This is a genomic window from Carboxylicivirga marina, from assembly GCF_016612505.1.
Lineage (GTDB): Bacteria > Bacteroidota > Bacteroidia > Bacteroidales > Marinilabiliaceae > Carboxylicivirga > Carboxylicivirga marina.
Genome location: NZ_JAENRR010000068.1, coordinates 1 through 22,892, shown reverse-complemented (window position 1 = coordinate 22,892; position 22,892 = coordinate 1). Strand labels below are relative to the sequence as shown.

General features: G+C 37.1%; 15 protein-coding genes and 1 tRNA gene. 9 read left to right on the top strand and 7 right to left on the bottom strand.

The annotated features are described in order from the left end of the window. The first annotated feature begins 37 nt into the window (after positions 1-37). The 7 genes from JIV24_RS19005 (at position 38) to JIV24_RS18975 (ending at position 9,336) form a co-directional block, all read left to right on the top strand. The gene (locus JIV24_RS19005; RefSeq protein ID WP_200466663.1) at positions 38-685 is read left to right on the top strand and encodes a DUF2927 domain-containing protein; all 648 of its coding nucleotides are present in this window, start codon (positions 38-40) and stop codon (positions 683-685) included. 137 nt (positions 686-822) lie between these two features. Next, positions 823-4,350, top strand: a complete 3,528-nt coding sequence (locus JIV24_RS19000; RefSeq protein WP_200466662.1) for a VIT domain-containing protein — start codon at positions 823-825, stop codon at positions 4,348-4,350. 530 nt (positions 4,351-4,880) lie between these two features. Next, positions 4,881-6,131, top strand: coding sequence for a tetratricopeptide repeat protein (locus tag JIV24_RS18995; protein WP_200466661.1), 1,251 nt, complete (start codon positions 4,881-4,883; stop codon positions 6,129-6,131). Between the two features lie 127 nt (positions 6,132-6,258). After that, complete coding sequence (locus tag JIV24_RS18990; protein WP_200466660.1) at positions 6,259-6,660, top strand: hypothetical protein; 402 nt, start codon at positions 6,259-6,261, stop codon at positions 6,658-6,660. Further along, the gene (locus JIV24_RS18985) at positions 6,644-6,838 is read left to right on the top strand and encodes a helix-turn-helix transcriptional regulator (RefSeq protein WP_200466659.1); all 195 of its coding nucleotides are present in this window, start codon (positions 6,644-6,646) and stop codon (positions 6,836-6,838) included. Before JIV24_RS18990 ends, JIV24_RS18985 begins: the two co-directional genes overlap by 17 nt. Positions 6,839-6,980: 142 nt before the next feature. Beyond that, on the top strand, positions 6,981-8,429 hold the full coding sequence (locus JIV24_RS18980; protein ID WP_200466658.1) for an MBOAT family O-acyltransferase: 1,449 nt from the start codon (positions 6,981-6,983) through the stop codon (positions 8,427-8,429). Position 8,430: 1 nt separating this feature from the next. Continuing rightward, a complete protein-coding gene (locus tag JIV24_RS18975; RefSeq protein WP_200466657.1) occupies positions 8,431-9,336 on the top strand; it encodes a hypothetical protein in 906 nt (301 codons plus the stop codon). 162 nt (positions 9,337-9,498) lie between these two features. Here the strand turns inward: JIV24_RS18975 and JIV24_RS18970 are convergent, their stop codons facing one another. From JIV24_RS18970 to JIV24_RS18950, 5 genes are all read right to left on the bottom strand, one after another. After that, a complete protein-coding gene (locus JIV24_RS18970; RefSeq protein WP_200466656.1) occupies positions 9,499-10,272 on the bottom strand; it encodes a polyphosphate polymerase domain-containing protein in 774 nt (257 codons plus the stop codon). 7 nt (positions 10,273-10,279) lie between these two features. Then, positions 10,280-10,963, bottom strand: coding sequence for a DUF2490 domain-containing protein (locus tag JIV24_RS18965; RefSeq protein WP_200466655.1), 684 nt, complete (start codon positions 10,961-10,963; stop codon positions 10,280-10,282). A 7-nt stretch (positions 10,964-10,970) separates the two neighbouring features. Beyond that, on the bottom strand, positions 10,971-11,372 hold the full coding sequence (locus JIV24_RS18960) for a hypothetical protein (protein WP_200466654.1): 402 nt from the start codon (positions 11,370-11,372) through the stop codon (positions 10,971-10,973). A 19-nt stretch (positions 11,373-11,391) separates the two neighbouring features. Then, positions 11,392-14,949, bottom strand: coding sequence for a CotH kinase family protein (locus JIV24_RS18955; protein WP_200466653.1), 3,558 nt, complete (start codon positions 14,947-14,949; stop codon positions 11,392-11,394). Between the two features lie 248 nt (positions 14,950-15,197). Next, positions 15,198-17,426, bottom strand: coding sequence for a glycoside hydrolase family 3 C-terminal domain-containing protein (locus tag JIV24_RS18950; RefSeq protein ID WP_200466652.1), 2,229 nt, complete (start codon positions 17,424-17,426; stop codon positions 15,198-15,200). Positions 17,427-17,662: 236 nt separating this feature from the next. Between JIV24_RS18950 and JIV24_RS18945 the strand changes: the two genes are divergently transcribed. Continuing rightward, positions 17,663-19,087: a sensor histidine kinase gene (locus JIV24_RS18945; RefSeq protein ID WP_200466651.1), complete on the top strand. Its 1,425-nt coding sequence runs from the start codon at positions 17,663-17,665 to the stop codon at positions 19,085-19,087. 288 nt (positions 19,088-19,375) lie between these two features. Further along, positions 19,376-21,283 carry a toxin-antitoxin system YwqK family antitoxin gene (locus JIV24_RS18940; protein ID WP_200466650.1) on the top strand — a complete coding sequence of 636 codons (1,908 nt, stop codon included), beginning with the start codon at positions 19,376-19,378 and terminating at the stop codon, positions 21,281-21,283. A gap of 417 nt (positions 21,284-21,700) precedes the next feature. On the opposite strand, the gene JIV24_RS18935 is transcribed toward JIV24_RS18940, so the two are convergent. Together JIV24_RS18935 and JIV24_RS18930 are read right to left on the bottom strand one after the other, a co-directional pair. Then, a tRNA-Arg gene (locus tag JIV24_RS18935) sits at positions 21,701-21,774 on the bottom strand. Positions 21,775-21,977: 203 nt separating this feature from the next. Continuing rightward, a complete protein-coding gene (locus tag JIV24_RS18930; RefSeq protein WP_200466649.1) occupies positions 21,978-22,730 on the bottom strand; it encodes a NigD1/NigD2 family lipoprotein in 753 nt (250 codons plus the stop codon). Positions 22,731-22,892 lie beyond the last annotated feature (162 nt).

Genomic DNA, 22,892 nt, shown 5'->3' with positions numbered 1-22,892 from the left:
TTTGGGGCTGTAGCCAAAAATGAAAAGCCCTTGTGGCTTGAGCAAAGTAAAAGTTATTGGTAAAAGCGAATTCCCTGAGGAAGTGACTAAACATGCTGTTCGGGAGTTATTTATTACAACAGCATTTAATCCTGAGTTTGGCCAGCAAAACAAAAAGATAAAGAAATGGGGTGAAAACCTAAGGGTATATATCAAAAACACAGAGCATGTTGAACTAATTGCAGAATTTGAAAGAGTTAGCACAGAAATCAATGCTTTAAGTTCTGACATTACTATCGAAAGGGTGGTTGATGAGCAGCAGGCAAATTTCATCATTTTCCTTTCGAGTCATCATGAATATGCGAAATACCGGCCCAATGTCAAACAATATCTGGATGGAAACTGGGGGTTCTTTTGGACAAACAGGAATAGAAATAGTGAAATCGTAAAAGGTAACATGCATGTGGATGTTATCAGGTGCGAAGACATCAATTGTCAGAAACACCTTTTACGAGAAGAGTTAACACAGGCTCTTGGGATGATGAATGACAGTCGAAAACACAAGAATAGTATTTTCTATTCACAATGGACTTGTCAACCATCCTATTGTGAGCTTGACAAAGAGGTTATCAAACTTTTTTTAAGTTCTGAAATAAAAGCGGGCATGAATCTGTCGGAGGTCAAACAAGTACTTGAGTGGGATTAAAATACATTCCAGACGTTCAGTATCAAGCTTCATTGATTCCAGTTAAATTCTTTATCTAAAAATAATTGAAAAAGATTTATGGAATCTACTATTCTCTTGCATCCCTTCTGTAGTAATTAATAATTGAAGCACTACACATGAAAAAAAAATTAATATCAAACCCGACCATTTTTTCATCTTTGATAACTACAAATGGTAACACGACTAGCGTTTGTAACACTCTTAATAATACCATCAAACACTTTCTGATAGCATTAACGCTATTGCTACCATTCAAGAGTGTTTGCCAGGAAATACCTAAGGTAACGCTACAGGATTCAAGCCAATTAAAGCTAAGCAGTTTACATATTGATGTGAAAATCATTGGCAACTTTGCTTCAACTACCTACGATATGCAGTTCTATAATGAACTGGATCGAACATTGGAAGGTGAATTAGCTTTCCCTCTTGGTGAAGGGCAAGCCGTATCTGAATTTGCCATGGAACTCAATGGCCAATTAAGAAAAGCTGTAGTGGTTGAAAAAGAATTGGCTCGCCGGGCTTTTGAAAATACTGTACGCCAAAATATCGATCCCGGTTTATTAGAGAAAACACAAGGGAACAATTACAAAGCGAGGGTGTATCCAATATTGCCCAAGGCCAACAAACGGATTGTTCTAACATATGAACAAGAATTGTCAACGCTAAACAAACTCCAAACATTTATACTGCCCATTGGCATTCAGCAGAAGTTAGATGAGTTTTCAGTTAAGATTATTATCAATGGTGTCAATAGTGCTCCAGTTATTGAAGGCAGTCGTTATAAAGGACTAAAGTTTAAGGAAACCGATAATAGCTATGAAGCAAAAATTACAAAATCAAATTTGATACCAACACAACCAATTATCGTTAAGATACCAAGTAATACAACCGCGACAAAAGTGCTGACATACCGTGATTACTTTTATGCACACTTGCCTCTCGAAGCACAGTTAAGAATAAAACCTAAGCCACAGTCAATCACCATACTTTGGGATACATCATATTCGATGCGTTTGCGTCAACTGGATAAGGAGTTAAAACTACTTGACAACTATATCAACTATCTTCAGAATATAGACATTCAATTTATATCATTCAGTAATGACATACAAATTAATAAGTTATTCAAAATAAAGAAGGGAAAATGGGACAAATTAAAAACACTCATTAATGAGATTCAATATGATGGAGGCACCTCTTACGAGCAGTTCAATAATGTAAAATTCCAGTCAGATGAAGCTATTTTATTTAGTGATGGCTTATCAAATCTGGGGCATTTCTCAGCTAATCAAATAAGTCCGCTTTACACCTGTTGCTCACTATCTTCGGCCGATCATGAATTATTAGGCCACCTGGCAACAGAATCAGGAGGCCAACATTTGAATCTTCAAAGATTAAGTCATACTGAAGCGCTTGCATTCTTAAAGCAAGAAACTTTGCAGCTCATCGGTTTCAAAGACAACCCATCAATTAGCGAAGTCTACCCCAATAAAACGAATATAACGGCTGGCTTCTCTATTACTGGCAGATTTAACAATGCAACAAACCTTGAATTACTTCTGGGCTATGGAGGAAAAGTCACTCAGGAAATCAAAATTTTGATTCGACAGACAGCTGATTCTCCGTTGGTAAAACGCTTATGGGCTAAACAGAAGCTGCAAGTGCTGAATAAAAACAAAGAACTGAATAAAGAAACCATCATTGCTCTGGGCAAACAATACCATCTCGTTACAAACTATACGTCGATGTTAATTCTGGATAGAATCGAAGATTATGTACGTTACCGGATTGAACCACCTCACGAATTAAAACAAGAGTATAAAATAAGAATTAAAAACATTGATGAAAAAGAGGCTTACAGACTTGAAGAGTTAAATGACAGGAAAGAAGAATTATTGGATGATTACCTATCGATTGCCAGTTGGTACGAGACAACATATCCTAAAAAGAACCTTAAGCCAGTTAAAAAGATCGACCACACGCCACCTGTTAGTAATGAACAAGACATTCCTCAAACCACATCCTACAATCAGCAAAGTACAAACCACATTACTACTCCAACAACCAGCACTAGCAGGGTAGAGTTAGACCCAAGCAAGAGAATCGTTTCAGGCACTGTAGTTGGAAGTGCTGGTGAGGCTATACCAGGTGTTACCGTCATGATTAAGGGCACTATCATCGGTACCATTACCGATATGCAAGGACATTATGCCATTAATGCCGAAGAGGGTGATGAGTTAGTTTTCTCATTTATTGGATTCAAACCTAACAATCATACAGTTGATAACGGAAATAAAATTAATATTGCACTGGATGAAGATGAGTGTCATTTGGATGAAGTCATGGTAGTTGGCTATGGTGTTACTCGAAAATCGATGATAACAGGCTCCATTACAACTGTTATTTCTGAAGAACTCATGAGTACAGCCCCAGGAATTGAGATAAGCGAAGATGGCTCATCTGATTCTGGCACAATTACAACAAACCAAGTTCCTACTCAGCCCATGTACATTGTTGATGGTGTCATCTCCAATCAAAACCCCATGCTTTCACTTAAACCTGAAGAAATTGACGGTATTGAAGTACTTAAAGCTGAGAGTGCATCGAAGATATATGGATCAAGAGCCTCCAATGGCTTGCTCATTATCACTACAAAACAAGGAAGAGTCACAAACAAGTCTGACATTGAAGCTTTTAACAAAAAGATAGTTAATAAAATTGAACTGAAAGCCTGGAATCCAGATACACCTTACATAAATTTATTGAACAGTGTAGAGTCATTAGAGAAGGCCTATCATAAATACCTGGAGATTAGAGATGAGTACTCTAATAGTCCTTCATTCTATCTGGACGTAGCGGATTTTTTTGAGAAAAAGGGTGGGTCAGCTATGGCCATCACCGTACTGACCAATCTAATAGAAGTGAAGCTGGACAATCATGAATTGATGCGAGCTTTAGCATATAAGTTGGAATACTTTAAAAAATATCAATTGGCCGCTTATGTTTATGAAAAGGTGTTAGAACTACGCCCTGAAGAGCCACAGTCATATCGTGATTTAGCTCTGGCCTATGAGGAAATTGGAGAAGTTCAAAAGAGTTTTGACTTACTATACAAATTGTACATTGGTGAGCTATTGGAAAAAGATGAGGATGAACGCTTTTATGGCATTGAACACATCGCCTATGTTGAGTTATGCCGTTTAATCAATAAATACCCAAAACAGTTAAACCTTAGGCAGCTTTCTGTTGACCAATTTCCTGCTATGCCCCTTGATATACGCGTGGTCATCGACTGGAATCATAACGATACAGATATTGACATATGGGTAACCGACCCCAACAATGAAAAAGCTTATTATAAACATACTGAAACACAAATAGGTGGCCACATATCCGAAGATTTAACAGAAGGCTATGGCCCTGAGGAATTCATGCTCAAAAAAGCCATCAAAGGTAAATACAAAATAGTTGCCGACTACTATTCCGATAACCTTCAAAAGATATCTGGCCCCACCATTCTTAAAGCAAGTATATACACCAATTATGGTAAAATAAATGAGCAGAAACAAATACTCATTTTCAGATTAGACAAAGAGGAGGCTGAAATTGTAATTGGAAATATCGAAATAAACGAAACAAATTAGTGAAGAGTGACTATTTTTATAAACAATGACAAAAAAAAGAACAGTTTCTGCAAGAAGAATATGAAAGACTAAAATCAATAGTTGGAAAAGATAAAGCAGACAAACAGTTTACTGAAAGCAACTATCCTTTCAAAGCCATAGGCAATGCCATTCTTGTAAAATTCTTTAAGGATTTTTGTAATGCAATGCCTGTTTGGCTAAAAATTATAGTGGCTATCTTTTGTCTATTACTTTTGGCATCTCTTGTTAACGCATTAACTGAACATATTTAATGAACAAAATTCAATTATAAATGAAAAAAAATCTCACTTTTTTTCTATGCCTGTTAGCTTTAACACTTACTGCTCAAGATAGGCTACAACAGTTTCAATCTTTGTTTCAAAATAGCGATACTACAGGGTTAAGTATCTTGTTAAAATCTTGGCAAGCTGAATCACCAAATGATGCTGAGCTCTACACCAGCCTATTCAACTACCATTTTAACAAGAGAATGTTTATTAAATCATAATCCATCTAATTGAACAACACATATGAGAATTCTTTTTAGCCTGCTACTTGCCTTTTATACCACAGCACTTTTTGCAAACATCAACTACATCCAATTCGAAAAGATATCAGAACAGACTGAATACATTGAAAAATACAATTTCATTGTAGACCACCAACAGTATTGCAACCATTGGACGCCACAGTGGAATTATGATATTAGTAAAGAAACTTTGATTAAGGAACTTAAAGCATGCCATCAGGCTTTTTTGAATTTAAATGAGGAAAAAGCAGAATTGAATCTGTTGTTGGGGGATATCTCACACTATTTATATAATCTGGAAGTTGAAGAACACTACGTAAAGGCCGAAAACTATTACATGAAGGCCATAGAACTTGCACCCAAGGATTTTCGCCCCTCGTGGTTCCTCGCCAATCATTATGCCTTATCAAATGTACCTGATAAAGCAATCGTATATTTTTCAAGAGGCGAGAAATTGCTTCCGGAAAATGAGCCTGCTACATTTTGGGATGAATATGCAATGGCCACTGCGACAGCTAACATGCCCTCTCATTGCATTTTTGCCATGGACAAATCCAAAACCATTAATGGAGCACAGGGGTATTTTGAACAGCAAATTGGCTCAAGTATATATGAACGTATAAAACCTGTAAAAAGTGATTCGGTCTACCACTTTAAGGATATATGGACAGCTTCTGGAAATGACCTAATGACATTTACAAGCAGACCTTTAGGCATTAAACTACTCATTGATTCTACCTGGCAAGTTAATTTCTACGATTATCAGAATAATCAAACTGGAATTGTTATGGTACCACCTGCCATAACCAATGAAGCAGGACGAGACATCACTTACTCCATTGCGATACTGATGAAAACAGCCGGTAACGATGACAATCTGGACGCACATATTAGTAATTTCATCAGACCCGAACAGAAGAAAATGCCCTTTGACAAACTAAAAGCTTATGCCAATAAAATTTCCTATGAAATCAAGGATGAAAACATGTATCAGGATATGGGTGGAGCCCACATTCATATGATTGGTATAAAAAGAAACAGACCTCAGTATCCCGGCCTCTTGCTTGAACAACCAATTAGTTTGCCTGGTAATAATAAGGATGAACCAAGTATCTATCGTGCCTCAGACTGCCAAGACCGCTTTGAGGGTGACATCATATATACAGTCATGCTTGATGTTTGTGAAGACATTTATGACGAAGCCTATAAAGTATTTAAAGAAACTTTCGAATCCCGGTTAGTCATTGAGTGATACCATTTATTAAACTGTTTTTAGAATAAAAAAAATCAAACTAAAAGATAGTTAAGCCTATTACTTGCACTAAATGTTATATATTTCTAACTTTACGTTACATTTTTCTAACATTAAAGTTCAAAATATGAAAACTAAACGAGCATTATTAATCGTGGTAGGCCTCACCCTTGCATTTTCGGCAGGTATTGTTGCTTACTCCCAAATGGCTGTTATCCCAACTAAAATGTTAATCATCTACTGTTTAATTCTGATAAGTGCTTTGGCAAGCATCTTCATTGCCATTAAAAAGGTCAAAGAAGAAAAGGAAGGTCAGCCTCTTGAAGATGAATTATCCTCGCGCATAAAACACAAGGCAGGCTACCTGGCCTATGTAGCTTCATTGTATATGTGGTTATTCATTTTTCTATTCCGTGGATTCTTCCCTGACGTCGAAACCATGGTTGGTGGTGGCGTTTTACTATCTGGTCTTATTGGCTATATCTGCAAATTTATTGTCAAAAAGCAGTTCAATGAAGAATCGAATTAAAGAATTGAGAGCCCGAGATAGCTTAACGCAACTTGACTTGGCTAAAGCGGTAAACGTAAGGCGTGAGACCATCGTGTTTTTGGAAAAAGGCAAATACAATCCCTCGCTTCAATTGGCATTTGACATTGCAAAGCTTTTTAAGCTGACTATTGAAGAGGTGTTTTTAATGGAAGACTAACTCATTATTAAAAAATAACAAGAAAACAATCCAGAATTCATTTCACAATAGGTAATTTTATGCTGAAAAATCCGTTACAACTATCAACAATAACATCAGCTGATGTTTTCACTAATTAATCAAAGAAGAATAATCAAAGAGAATGCTTTTTAATTCGATAGACTTTGCCATTTTTTTACCAGTATTTTTTATACTTTATTGGTTTACAACTAATAAAAACCTGAAACTTCAAAACACTCTAATTGTAATTGCCAGTTATATCTTTTATGGCTGGTGGGATTGGAGGTTTCTGTCGTTAATTTTCTTCAGCACTATTGTTGACTATTTAGTAGGCATCCAACTTAGTACTCAAGAAAACCAGTTAAAACGTAAGGTTTATTTAGGAACTAGCATCGTTATAAATATAGGCTTTCTGGGGTTCTTTAAGTACTATAATTTCTTTCTTGATACTTTCGTTACTTCCTTTTCATTTTTTGGCATTGAATTAAACTCAAATTCACTAAATATTATTTTACCCGTTGGAATAAGTTTTTATACGTTTCAAACATTAAGCTATACCATTGATGTATACAAAAGAAAGCTAGAACCAACGAAAGATTTCGTTTCTTTTTCAGCATTTGTTAGTTTTTTTCCTCAGTTAGTAGCTGGCCCTATCGAGAGAGCCAGTAATTTGCTTCCTCAGTTATTAAAGAAAAGAAGTTTTGATTATGATAATGCGGTATGTGGATTGACTCAGATTGTTTGGGGACTATTTAAAAAGGTAGTCATTGCAGATAGTTGTGCTTTAATTGTAAATTCTATATTTGACGATTACATGTCCTATAGCGGAAGCACACTATTACTTGGTGCATTTCTTTTTGCTTTTCAAATCTATGGTGATTTTTCAGGATATTCAGATATTGCCATTGGCACGTCAAGATTATTTGGTTTTAAGTTGATGCGAAACTTTGCATTCCCCTATTTCTCGCGCGATATTGCTGAGTTCTGGAGACGGTGGCACATCTCTCTATCAACCTGGTTCAGAGATTATTTATATATCCCTTTGGGTGGAAGCAGAGGCAGTATAATATTAAAACTTCGTAATACCTTCATTATTTTTCTAGTCAGCGGATTTTGGCATGGTGCTAACTGGACTTTTATTGTTTGGGGAGCATTAAATGCCGTTTTCTTCATACCCCTATTATTAACAAAAAATAATAGAAACCATATTGACATTGTAGCGAAAGACAGGTTATTTCCATCACTTAAAGAAGTGTTTTTAATGTTATCAACATTCACACTCACTGTTTTTGCCTGGATATTTTTTAGATCTGAAAGTCTTTCAATGGCATTTGGATATTTTGATACCATGCTGTCCCCGACTCTATTTTCAATACCATATGTATTTAATGTCGGCATGAAAAAAGCTATTATCGCAATATTATCTATCGCCCTTTTAATAGGCATTGAATGGTTTGGAAGAAGAAATGAAACACCAATCTATTTATCTCAAAAACCTAATTGGATAAAATGGTTTATTCTTTTTGTTTTTGGCTTAGCAATCTTTTTATTTGGAGAAAGACAGCAAGACTTTATATATTTTCAATTTTAAGATGAGAAAGTTTATTATTCATATTAGCCTCTTATGTATCACTCTATCTGGTACAGTTTTATATATATTTTCTCTGGCAGATGGTTACTCTGATACCATTTACACAAAAATCAGTTCTCCTAAACAATCGAATTTAATTCTCGGTACCTCAAAGGCAGTTCAAGGAATAGATCCTGAAGTATTATCGAAGGCATTTAATAAGAAATTTTACAACTTTTCAATTGATTTACGTACCAGTTCATTCGGTGAAATATATTATAACGCTGTTAAGCAGAAGCTGGATACTACATCAGGAACAAATAATATATTTATTATAACCATCGATCCCTGGGCTATTTCTTCCAGAACTACACACCCCAATGACTCATTAAATTTTAGAGAAACTAAGTCTGCTCTTAACAAAGGAATAGATATTAATTCAAACCCAAATTTCAAATACTTACTAACATGTTTCGAGAATAAATATATTAATCTATTGTTCAAAGATAGAACTGCATTTTTGCACCGCAACGGTTGGTTAGAGGTTAATTTAAAAGAAGATAGTATTAGCGTAGAACGTCGTACAAGACACACTTTAAATGGCTATACAAAGAGCATGAATGACTATAAGTACTCAAGTATAAGGTACTCATATCTGTTAAAAACGATTAATTTTCTTAATAAACACGGTAAAGTATACCTTTTTAGGCTACCTGTCCATCCGAAAATGCTGAAAATTGAGAATACCATTCTACCTGACTTTGATACCACTATTGGATCTGCAATAAGTTTATCGGCAGGGTACTGGGATATGAATACCATTAATCATAATTTAAAGTTTATTGATGGTGTTCATTTAAACATTGCAAGCTGCAAAGAATTTTCCAATAGTATTGCTGAGCATATTAAAATGAATAGAAAACAATGATACAAATAGAGAACTAGTGCTTGTCAACACAAATACTACCTTTATCAAAAGACTGTCCTACACTACATTAAACAACCATAATTAACTTATACAACACCATCAATATCGTTTTAATGACGAGGAGAGGATTAAAGTAACACTAGTGCAATACCTGCAAATTGTTTATTCTCCAAATGTGGATTCAATTTTATGAATAAGTTCAAATTTAGACTTCATGCGGTTAGATTTAATCTGACTGTTAAATGAAGCTGCCCCTAAACAGTATTTGCTGAATGATTGTGCTTTCACCTTGTTTTTACGAAGTGCATTCATTGCCTGGGTAGTTGAGCTATACTTCAGTTGTTTAAGTTCTACTATGGCAATCTGATGGAAATCTTCAGCAAAACCATTATTATCTGAGAAAGAGAGGCCAAAGTCGATGGTGACGCGTTCATGATTACCAACCAAGGTGATACGGTGGAAACAATTGGATAGTTTAAGCTCCAGTTCCTCACTATTATAAGGTGTATTTTCGTTTAAGAAGTGAAGCTCGGGATGAGACAATACGCTATCCTCTTTTCGCTCAATTCGCTTTTTTATGGTTCGGCGTTTATTGTTTTTGAATTTAACTTCCAAAAAATGAAGCCCTGAGGATACATATTCACGTTGTCGCACCTTGTATCGGTTTAACTTCCCATTCTGATGTGCCTCATACATATCATAGCCTTTTGTGTCGAAGTAGTTTGTTTTATATAGAAATGCACGTTCACCATCAATCTCAAGTACCTTGTAGTCATCTGCTAATTCCTTTAAGATATTCGGGATTAAGTCAACGGACGCTACAAACTTGGTGTCAACCCGATCCATCAAAGCAGCGTTTTGCATATCTTTTAATGAAACTGATTGATACAATTTCAGGCTATTATAGATTTCTGATATATCGACACGTATACTCATTCTCTGATTATCGTTTTAAAAACTTTGGTTTGAACTCTAGCCCCAATTGGAAAATGTGAAATTGCTCTGGCTCGCGAACATTAAATTCATCCTGCATTTTATAGCTCAATCCAACATTTAGTTCTTTTGACCACCTGTAATCAACAGCGGCAATATAACGACGCTTCCACCGCCCCGTGTGCGTTGTAGGGCGCACAGGGAAATAGTACTCCATACCAATCGATGGTCTGAATTTCCACTTCTTACGATAGTATTTCAAACTCAACTTATGTCGATGTCCCAAGTAGTTATTCAAGCCATCGGCAGATGTTAGGAAATTTCTGTTTTCGTTTTGAAGCATCGCACGGTAACGCCATCGCCAACGCTGTATCTTGTAATTGAAGTTCAGATAAATGGCCGTACGATGAATTCGTTCGTTATAGTCAAATTTATCATATTCAACCTGATAACGATACAGCCCCCCTATGGCTAGGCGTTTGTGTAGCTCATAAAACATACTGAACTCAGTCAACCAGCTGTGAACCTGACTGGCATTCTCATATAGGCGAAGCTCAGGCTCAAAACTGAAACCCATTTTTTTATTTAACTCACCTTCCATTTTAAAGCCATACCAAGTGTGCATGTCCTGTTGTTGTGCCAACAAAACACTGTTTATTGTGACCATAAATATGAGTAAAAGGACATGCTTCATCAGTGAACTACTTTACCACAATCATATCATCAACAATTAATTTCTGCTTTTTAGAGGTGATACTCACTTCCCTGATAATCGGAATCCTCTCGGAGGTGGTATTATAATCGAGTGTTTTATCCTTAGAGTAAACAAAAATGGTATAATCCCCTTCTCGCAGATAAGTAAACTCAAAATAACCATCATAACTGGTCCTGACTCTGTCTCCGTAAAAATCATCATCTCCATATATCAGATACACCTCATATTCCTGTGCAGGATAGGTATCGCGCAGTATGCTAAAATCAAAATTATAATCCTCGATAATCACTGTACCGCCGATTGTAGCCTGACCACCTTCACCTGGTCCTTTCTCACATCCCATCATCAAAATGATGACTGACATTAAGTATAAAAACTTCCACTTCATACAACTTATTTCATTATGATTAGAGACAGATTATTTTAAGACTATCAGAGCTACCAACACCTCTTAATTGCAGAAAATAAATACCTCTAAGCAATTTGTTATCAATAATTTTATGCAACAACACCTCATAATTACCAGGTGAATAGCTCTGATGAAAAGCTTCCGATAAGGCACGTCCATGGATATCAAAAACCTGCAGTTGGTATGCCCCTGCTTCCTTAATTGAAAAACTGACAACAGAACTTGCTGTCACCGGATTAGGCATACATTGTAAAGCAGCATCTAAAGAATGTGGTTGATCAAATATGCCAACATCGACATAACTCAGGTTTCTCTCTCCCGGCGTTCCTCCATTAGGCGATGCTTCCCAATTAATCGCCAACTCATTATTTTCCTGTGGTTTAATGACTTCTATTGAAGCACCCATGCCATTGGCTTCTATTGGCCAGTCTCCATTTGGATAATAATCTACAGCATCAACCAGTTGCCCTTCATCATTATATAATCGCAGATGATCGCCCAAACTACTTAAACCGAATATAATTTCACCTACATAATTCCTTACCCATGGATAGCTTGTTTTAAAGTTTTCTTTGTTCTTACAAATAACTAAATACTCATCTGGGTATAAGATGTATGTACCTTCAAAAACAAAGGCCGAATCCTGCTTACCATCACTAAAACTCCAGTCTTTTAAATCAATAGCTGTTGAACCCGTATTATAGAGCTCCACCCAATCAGAGGGTTTCATATTTTCGCCCGACTTATAAAATACTTCATTGATAATGACTTGTTCATCTGCCTCATCGGCTTTGACGAACATGGCTTCAAAAGACGCGGCCTCCTCAACTTGGTGCTTGATTGTTGGTAATTTTGAAACATTATCACCTCGCCAGCCTGCAAATTTATAACCTGGTTTTGGAAGAGCTTTGAGTACGATTTCTGAATTCTTAAAGTAAGAGCCTGTAAATGGAAAAGCATCTGGGCAAATTGAATTGACTTTCACTGTTCCCATATTTTCATCTTGCGTCTCTACAATAACATCACGAACAGACTGATAACCAAGAACCTCTTTTAAATCATTCAGATAATAATACGCTCGGTTACTTCCAAATGTTTTGAGTCGATTGACCTCATTACTCCAGTGATTGTAGTTCAGGTTCCATCGTTCACAATGTTTGGGCATTTCATTGACATACAAAGACTTTATGGAATCTACCACCTGCTTTACGTGTGCGGACTTCCATGTTGTACTTAATAAATCATTTGCTTTAAGCGCCATTTTCCGTTTAAATTCTTCATTGCTTATTAAACGGCGAAACAGCAAGGTAGACCATGGCGGATTAGGCCAATCTGGCCCATTAGTGGCCAAGGCATCATTTAAGGAGTTATACTTATAATTTTCATTCCCATATAAACCAAAGCCAAAATCAGTATCATACAATATCCAGCGGTACTTACTTCTGCTGCTATTGGTATTCCAAAACTTGATGTTATTGCCTGGCCAATCGCGATTATCGATATAAGTCTGAATAAGTTGATATTCAATAAAGTTATCGATGTCTATGATGGAAGCCACCTCTTCATATTTTTCATCGGCGCTTAAATTATTGGAAGCAATTAAAGACAACAACTCCTGATATCTTAAATTATTTCCATTTACTACTTCGCCATTCCTCTCAAGAACATTAACCTCATCGGCATCGGCAAAGGTCTGATCTGAAATAAAATGTTCATTAATTTTCTCCCTTAGGTTCATCACGCCCCAATAAGCACCATTGATATACACAACCGTAGGTTGAAAGGCCTGGTGTTCCACATTAGAGTTATGCATTAAATCCGTCATAAAAGCATCACGCAGATGCGTTCCATAGAAGGCATTCCCCGAATTTCGTAATACCAATGCTTCATATTTATCATTATCGCGCTTATCAAAGAATGGATAGCTAAATGAACCATCACCATATTCTTTTCGTGCAAATAAAGCCAATGACTTTTGTGGATAAGCACGCGACCAGGCACCAAAAATTTTAATTCCGGCACCTTGGTTTATCTGAGCAACACCATCTTTATCAAAATACTCAAAATTGACAGGTCGTTCCCAATCTTGCCAAAAGTTAGCGCCAAAGTGTGGGTTATCATTGCTTGCATTGGGACCCATTTCATAGATACCCGTTTGATAGTCCCATAAATTATCAGGATTTGTTGACAACGAAACTACCGGCATATCATGATTTTGTCCAATAATATAGCTATTGGTTGTGACTGGTCCTGGTAGCTTATCAGGCATATAAACTCTCGCCTTTATTACTGAAACACCACTAACGGTAATGGATTGCTGAAAGCGCATACTTTCCTTATCAGGCGTCGTACCATCTGTAGTGTAATAAATATCTCCAGTTTTACCATCAGCAAGAGATAATTCGATTTGTTGAGTATTAGCATAAATGCCGCCTGAGATGGAAAAGTGTACACTATCAGTGGAGGCTTCACTAACTCCATCGGCACCATTAAGGAATCCAGGTGTTGGAACTTCATAAAACAACCACTCATTGTCGTTTTGTGGAGATTGACCATAGGAAATGTCTGCCATTAATTTGATACTTCCAACTGAGTCGATTAGCTCCTTGTTGCGAAACAAATACAAGGCCTCCCCATCGGCCTTTATTTTAAAATTGGAGTGCAGGTAGGATGATGGTAAAAATAAATCTGAGGATACATCAAAGGCATCTCCGCTTTTTAAGCCGACTGATAAATAAGGAATACAGCTAAAGTCAGATGATGATGTTGAATGATTATGTACCTGAATGGCCAATACATTCTCGCCTTCATGTACAATATCTTTCCAATTAAGGATTTCAAAAAGATTGGGTTCTAATCCCTGGTACATTTGTGCTTCATGGTTATAGTCATCGGCCGCCTGGTTATAGCTCACATAGCTACCAGCACTTCCTAAATTATCACGTGCAACCTCAATCCCATTTATATACGCAACAAAACCATCATCGTAATCCAGGTGCAATACCATTTGCACAACGTCCTCAATATTGTTGATGTTAAATTGTTTGCGCACATACACGCTCATGATGCTTTGAAGCACTGTTTCATCGTCATCATCGCCGTAACCGAAGCCCGAAGGACCCAATAGCCAGTTGGCATCATCAAATTCGCTGTTTTTCCAGGCATTATCAACTGTTGATGTAGGTACCAGGTAACGCCATTCATCACCTTTTCGGATAAGTGTATTCCATCCCTTAATCATCTGTTTTCTGTCTTTGCCTGATGCAAAAACTAACTGATAATCGCCTTCTGCAAGTTGTATTGCCGGAAACTGCCATTTGGAAGAATCAGCAATATCGTCACTTAAATAATAGTCAGCAAGGTTAAGGGAAACACCTGATGTATTTTTTAACTCTAACCAATCAGGGTAAGCACCATCTTCATCATTCAGCCCATTTATATTGGAAGACAATATTTCATTAAACGCTACTTGGGCGTGTATTATATTAAAAGTCGCACTCATTAAAAGCAGACACATGAGCACCCGACTTTTTATACGGGATTTTTCTTCAGGCATAATTTTGTCTGTGATGATAAAGGTGTGACAATGATAGTGATTAATTATTGGAAATACTGAAAACGACAACTCACTTTTAACTCATTTTCCACCTATATTCTCACCTATAAAATTAAACTCTGGCATAAATCATCCAAAGACATATATCGCATCATAATCAATACATAAGAGCACACAGTCTATATTTCATCTCAAAAAAAATCCTCCTCATATGAGAAGGATTAGATTCTATAACCTCAGGTTATTTCTTATTCAAGAACGTCAACAGTAAAACCTAATGGTTTCACCACATTCAAAGCTTGCAAACGATTTGACGGACTCGATGAACCGATAAATAATTTGTATGCTCCTTTAGGCAGTACCTTCTGCCCATCCATATCAATCTGTGACAATGTTTCATTATCAATGACAAACGATACCTTCGTCGATTCTCCCGATGCAAGTGTTACATTTTTAATGCCCTTAAGAGCACTAATAGGTGTTATAAAACCAGCATCTGACTTGCTGACATACAACTGCACACTTTCGTTCTGAATCATCTTTCCTTTATTGGTCATTTCCAGCTCTACCTGAACAGATCCACCTTCTTTCATCTGCACTTTATTCGAACCACTCAACTTGTAATCAACGGCATTATAACTCAATCCATAACCAAAAGGATAAAGCGGCTCTCCATTAAAATAACGATAGGTCCAACCTCCTTCGGCAATATTATAATCTTCAAAATCACCTAGCTGATCCGTCGATTCATAGATGGTAAAAGGTAGTTTTCCCGATGGTGAATAGTCACCAAACAGAATATCGGCCACTGCATGACCTCCCTGTTCACCAGGATACCAGGCCCATAGTAGGGCATCGGCCAGTTCATGCACTTCAGGCATAGCAATGGCACTACCCGACATCACAACGGCTATCAATGGCCTATCCTTACACTTTTCTTTCAAATCACGCAAAAGCTTCAGCTGATTAGCCGGCAACTCAATCTTCTCGCGGTCGCCACCTGTTTTAGAGAATGGTGTATCACCATTTTCGCCTTCGTATAATGGTGAAATACCCAATACTGCAATTACTACATCAGCAAATTGAGCATTCCATACCTGACCGGTATTGGTATGTTCTAACTCCTGCTCCAACAAGACCGATTGGTTGTATTGTACAATACTGGTTGGTGATACTGCATTGGCAACACCTTCCAAAACGGTCACATAATTCTTGGCCACACCATAATAATTACCCATCAAGGCATTTACATCTGCTACATTATTACCCGTTACATAGTACTGCGTTAAATCCTTTTTAAGAGGTAGCACATTATTGTCGTTCTTCAATAACACCATCGATTGGCGAGCCACATCACGTGATAACTCTTTATGCTTGTCACTTCCCACAACAGATAATGGAATATTTGAATAAGGAACATCCTCCTGTGGGTCAAACATACCCAATCGGAAACGTATTTTTAGTTGCTTGGCCAATACAGCATCCAGCTCCTTCTCTGTTACCAGACCTTGTTCAATGGCTTTATCCAGATGACGATACACGCTTCCGCAGTTAACATTCACATCAGCTTTCAGCGCCATTACTGCCGATTGAGTGGCATCTTCGCTGATTTTATGATACTCATGAAAATCGTATAAGGCACCACAATCTGACACCACATACCCATCAAACCCCCACTGCTGACGCAAAACGTCTAACAATAAGGTGGGGCTACCACAACAAACTTCATCATTTGTTCGATTATAGGCACACATAACGCCGGCAACACCTTCATCAACCAGTTGTTTAAAGGCCGGCAGGTAGGTCTCATTTAAATCTTTTTGGTTGGATTCCGCATTAAAAAAATGGCGTTTGGCTTCAGGGCCATTATGAACGGCATAATGTTTCGCACAGGCGGCTATTTTAATGTATTTCTCATCATTACCCTGTAGTCCGCGTACAAATGAAGCACCTATCAAACCCGAAAGTACCGGATCTTCACCATAAGTTTCATGCCCTCTTCCCCATCGTGGGTCACGGAAGATATTAACATTAGGAGACCAGTATGTCAAACCCAGGTACCATTTATGAATGTCTTTTTCAATAGCTGCATGGTACAATGCACGCCCTTCGTCAGAAATAGCAGTAGCTACCTGTTCCACTAAATCGGGATTAAAGGTAGCAGCCATACCTATAGCCTGCGGAAATACAGTAGCCGGAGCAGAACGTGCCACACCATGTAAACCTTCGTTCCACCAGTTGTATTGAGGTATATCTAAACGCTCTACAGCTTTTGCTGTGTTCTCCATCAGGCCTATCTTCTCTTCAAGCGTCAATTCATTTATAAGTAAATTAACGCGTTGTTCAATAGGTAAGGCCGTATTTTGATATTCATGCTGAAAAACGGCAGCCTGCTTATTTGAATCATTTGAAGCTGGTGCACATTGAAAAAGTATACCGGCAACCACCAATAAAAGTAGTAAATGAATTGACTTCATAATATCTGAACTTTAAGTATAATGAACACAAGATAGTAAATGTCTTAGATTTTGAGCTTATAATGCCAATTGTCTTTATAATCAGCAAATATAGCTTGAAACCTCAGTTTGACGATTATTAAAAAGAAAGCAATACAATTACTTTAATTACTTTAGCGCAAAACAGCTACTAGCACACTCTCTTTGAATGTATAAATATTTCATTATCTTGTTGATATTGAAACCAGACCTAAAGCATGAATTGGATCAGTAAAATATGGAATCGTATATCTCATCTTGGCATTCAGGACTTGAAATCCGCCAAGAGCAGAACATATATACTGAGTAATCAACTAAACATAACCTTACTAATCATCATGATTGTCCTGTCTGCCATCATGATGCTTTTAAGGATTATAAATGATACCAGCATAACCATTTCAAGTTATCGATTATTATGGATGATGAGCATTAATTTTCTTCACATCATTTTATCCTACTATAATCGAGGCTATTGGAGTAAATCATTGCTTATTTTTTCTGCGCCCCTTATTTTCATCATTATCCCTACAATGCTAAGCTTTGTGGAGAACGACAGTTTTTTTAATTATAGCGAAATGATTATCGCCCTTTCTTTGATACCACAATTACTGGTGAGACCATGGGATCAAAAAGGTTTATACATATCATCCATGGTCTACTATCTTGCCTTATTAATTTTACATGATGATTTAGTTTTGCGCTTTGATTCTCATGAGTTAACAGTCAAACCCATTTATAGAGAGTTTAAAATATACGCTGAGATTACTGCCATTGCGATATTTATTTTTATCAATAGTTCGGTATATTACCTCAAATGGCTAAATAACAACTATGAAAAGAAACTGATGGATAACAATCAGGAACTGGATCAGCACATTGAAGAATTGAAAGCCACCAACCAACACCTTAAGGCCACCCAACAACAGCTGGTTCAGTCTGAAAAAATGGCATCACTCGGTATTTTAACAGCTGGTGTAGCTCATGAAATTAACACACCTCTCAATTTTATTTCTACAAGCTCAGTGTTGGTTAACAATGCCATTGAAGATTTAAAAGACGATGTTGACAGAAAGCAAGTGGAAGCATCACTTTATCAAGCCAATGAAATTCTGGACAAAGGTGTTGAACAGGCAGCACTTATCGTGTCCTCCTTAATGACTTTCTCCTACGATGGAAAAAGCAAGAAAACCATGTGTGATTTAGAAGCTATTATCAATTCTACATTACTATTTATTAAATCCAAAATACCACTAGGCTTAACTTTTGAAATACATAATGAAATTGAAGAGCCCATCTATGCTTTTCCTGATAAGATGCATCAGGTAATACTGAATATTATCGATAATGCAATCTGTGCCTCAGCAACAGTCGAAGATAAACTGATTAAAATACGCTGCTATACACAAACAAAATCCAGACAAAAACTGGCCTGCATATCAATCTATAATAATGGTCCTAATATCAGCAAAGAAGTTGGCGCACGTATATTTGACCCTTTTTATACTACTAAAGACATTAATGAAGGTACCGGCTTAGGTTTATCAACGTCATTTAACCTTGTTAAAGATCATCAAGGTGAGATTAACTATATCAATCATGCTGAAGGTGTTGAGTTTCTAATACAACTACCCTTTAAATAATTCCTAACAGGCTGCTTTTATAAGTACACCAGGTAATCAACATTAATTAAAATTGCTCTTTTCATTCTACTTATCAAAAGTTCTGATTTCTTCACCAAACTAGTGAGGTTATTTTGTTCAGAATTGGTATTTTAGCATTTGCTGAACGGAAATATACGACTCTACAGTTTAATAAATCTGATATTCAAAATTGTATTGAGTGATTGTTTAGATGTAAACAAAGCACCACAACTATAAAAAGATAAAAACCTCATAATCATTGATATAAAATCTACTACACATCTTATTATGAACAGACAAGAACAACTGGAATTTTGTAAAAAATGTACTAATCGACAGAGTGATTTCAAACAAGGCTTACTTTGCCGACTCACCAACGAAAAGGCTGACTTTGAAGATAATTGTGAGCACTATGAACGCGATGAACATGTCAAGGAGACGATTATTGAATCAGCTGATGAAACAGATCAAAACATTCTTTTAACCTTAAATGATGACATCCTCAATGTACTACGAGCACATCAAGACTTTTATTACGCCATTATTGGAGGATTGCTGGCCAGCTTAATCAGCGGCGTAATCTGGGCTGCCATTACCGTAAGCACCGAGTATCAAATAGGCTACATGGCTATTGGTGTTGGGCTTATCGTTGGATTTGCCGTTCGCTTTTTTGGTGCCGGTATCGACCAAAAGTTTGGATTCCTTGGAGCAGGTCTGGCTTTGTTGGGCTGTTTAAGCGGTAACTTATTTAGTCAGGTAGGCTTTTATGCTCATGAAGCATTACTTAGTTATCTGGAAGTGTTATCATACCTCGACTTAAGCGCCATTATCAACATATTGATTGAGTCATTTAGTCCGATGGATGTGCTGTTTTATGGTATCGCTTTGTACGAAGGGTACAAACTGGCTTTCAGACGCGTATCTGAGTTGGACATCAAGCTTATTCAGGAAAACAAATCAGAAGGTTTACCGACTAATTCGAAATTACGCATGCCATTAGTAGTGGTCTCAATCATCGCCATTGGTTTCTTTCTTATCACAGTCAACAATGGAGTAAGTGGCTTTAAGACTTATCAGTACGAATCGGGCAAGCGTATGTCGGAAGGCGAATTAAAAAACAGTAAAGAAGAAGGTAAGTGGACTTATTGGTACGAAAATGGCAACGCACAGCTGATTGCACATTATACCGAAGGAACACCTGATAGTTTATGGCAATGGTTTGATGAAGAAGGCACTTTGATTAGAGAAGGTCATTACAAGCTAGGTCTTGAGCACGGTGTTTGGATGAGTTATTATGAGAATGGAGCCAGGCTGGATTCAGGACAATATAATGATGGCCGTATGAGTGGCTTATGGAAAGCGTGGTACGCCAATGGACAACTGCAACAAATTGGGGATTATAAAAGAAGTCTGCAAGATGGTCCCTGGACTCTATACCACGAAAATGGCCAAGTGGCCTCTGAAGGACTTATGAAGGAAGGTTCTTCCACAGGAGAGTGGAAAAACTATTTTGAAAGCGGTCAGATGGAAAGCATTTTTATGCACAAGGATAATGAGCCTGCCTTGATTCAGAATGTATGGAATGAGGAAGGACAACAATTGGTAAAAGATGGTGAAGGCACCTATAAAACCTACTATATCACAGGACAACTAATGTCTGAAGGAAAAATTAAAGATGCCCATCTGCATGGTAAATGGTTGAGTTACTACGACAATGGTCAACTACAAGAGGAAGGCAATTACGATGGTGAACTCTATAAAATAAATAACAGCTGGGACAAAAGTGGAAAAGCCATGGTGGTTGATGGCAATGGTTATTACAAGTCTTTCTATGCCGATGGAAATAAAATATTTGAATCGGGCTCTATTGTTTTTGGTTTACGCGAGGGCACTTGGAACACCCTATTTGAAAGTACTCAAACCGTTTATCAGGAGCAAAACTACAAAGCCGGTCTACAATCAGGCATCGTAAATATCTACTTCGAATCTGGTGATTTATACGCTAGTGGTAGCATGAAGGATAACAAACGCGATGGTGAATGGAGTTGGTTCCATGGTAACGGACTTATCTCTTCAACCGTTAATTTTGTGGCAGATAAAAAAGAAGGCAAACAGACCATGTGGAGCGAAGTTGGAGATATTACCAAGGAAGAATTTTATTCCAATGGTGAACTGACCGAAGAAAAAGTATTCTAAAATCAGGCAATTCTGGTTAACCATATAGAGGGTATGCAATAATGACTATGCGATCAGCTGCTTCATTATTGCCCACCCTCTTTTTTTGATTCTTGTCAATCGTAAAAATCACCCTAATCAATAAGGATATAGTATCATGCTGGGGTCATCACCTCGCGATCTTCGTCTTCATTTTCTTAGTTACCTTCAATTTCTTCTGACTCGTGAAGCAGAAAAAGTGCTTCGTCAGTAAAATGAACACATGACACCTGCAACCTACATTCTAAAAGAGCTTAAACACAAACATGTTCATCTCTAAGTCAAATAGACTTCTTGTGGTTTAAGACAACTGAGAACTAAAACCATTCTAATTTGACACCAACATCAACACCTTAAAAACACAAAAGCCAGCAAGTTAAAAACTTACTGGCTTTAAAGTGAACCTGAAGGGACTCGAACCCCTAACCTCTGCGGCCGTAACGCAGTGCTCTATCCAATTAAGCTACAGGTCCAATAAATTTGCTGTTTTGTGAACCATTGTTCTCAAATGCGGTGCAAATATAGATAAAATGAGATTAAAACACCAAATATTTTTTGCAATTAATTGCAAAATCTTTTTCTACTTCTCAGCAATCACAAGGCTTATAGAACTTTGCGTAAAAATGAGAGGCTGCAAAAAAGCAGCCTCTCACTCAATAACATTACTAAAACTATTTTATTCAACCATTTCAGTCATTGGTGTATCAGAGAACTTTTTAGAATATGGCTCAATTTCTACCTGGTCGTATTCATAAGCCAGTACTTTATTATACTGATAGTTTCCCTCCTTATCAAGACTACGCACAAACAAATCAATTGAATTTTGCCCGGCTTGTTTTAATTCAGAAATATCAAATGAGGCAATACCCCACTGCAGGTAATTATACGGATCATCATTCTTATTATGCTTCAACTCCAGAATTATCTCACCTTCTTCGGTGGTCAAATTCTCAGTGTCTTTTACTAAATTGACATAATGAATGCTCCAGCCGCCGCCATATTGAAATTCAACATTCAAATAATCATCCGTAAACCACGTATCAAGGATTGTTATCGGATCATTACCGATCGAATCCTTTACCTCTTCACTGGTGGTTTCATCAAAATTAAAAATAGGTTTCGTTAACAACTCCGATGTTCCATTAATCTTGACATAATAGTCATAGATTTCACTATCATCAGCATCACCCAGTATGGTGTAATTAACCAATACACGCATACCATCTTCCAGCTTACTCGGTGGCACATTTGTAGCCGAAGGCCACAAAGCATCTCCTCCGTCTGTTACCACATAAAAATAATCTCCAGTTTCGATAATGGTACCTGTGGTAACCCAAAAATCGCCAACCGAATAGCCATCATCATCATTACAACTAAATATCAATAAACCCAATAGGATTAAAAACACGCCATACTTAAACTTCTTCATGAGATAATAAATTAAAGTTAAACTTTCTATTTCGTTTATTCGTAATAAATATCGTGCCAGCATTAATGCGTTCACATTGATTAACTAACTGATGTTTCCCACGTAAGTTAAAACGCTGAATGTCAAGCAAAAAGAAGCATGATTCGCTTTGTTAATTCATTA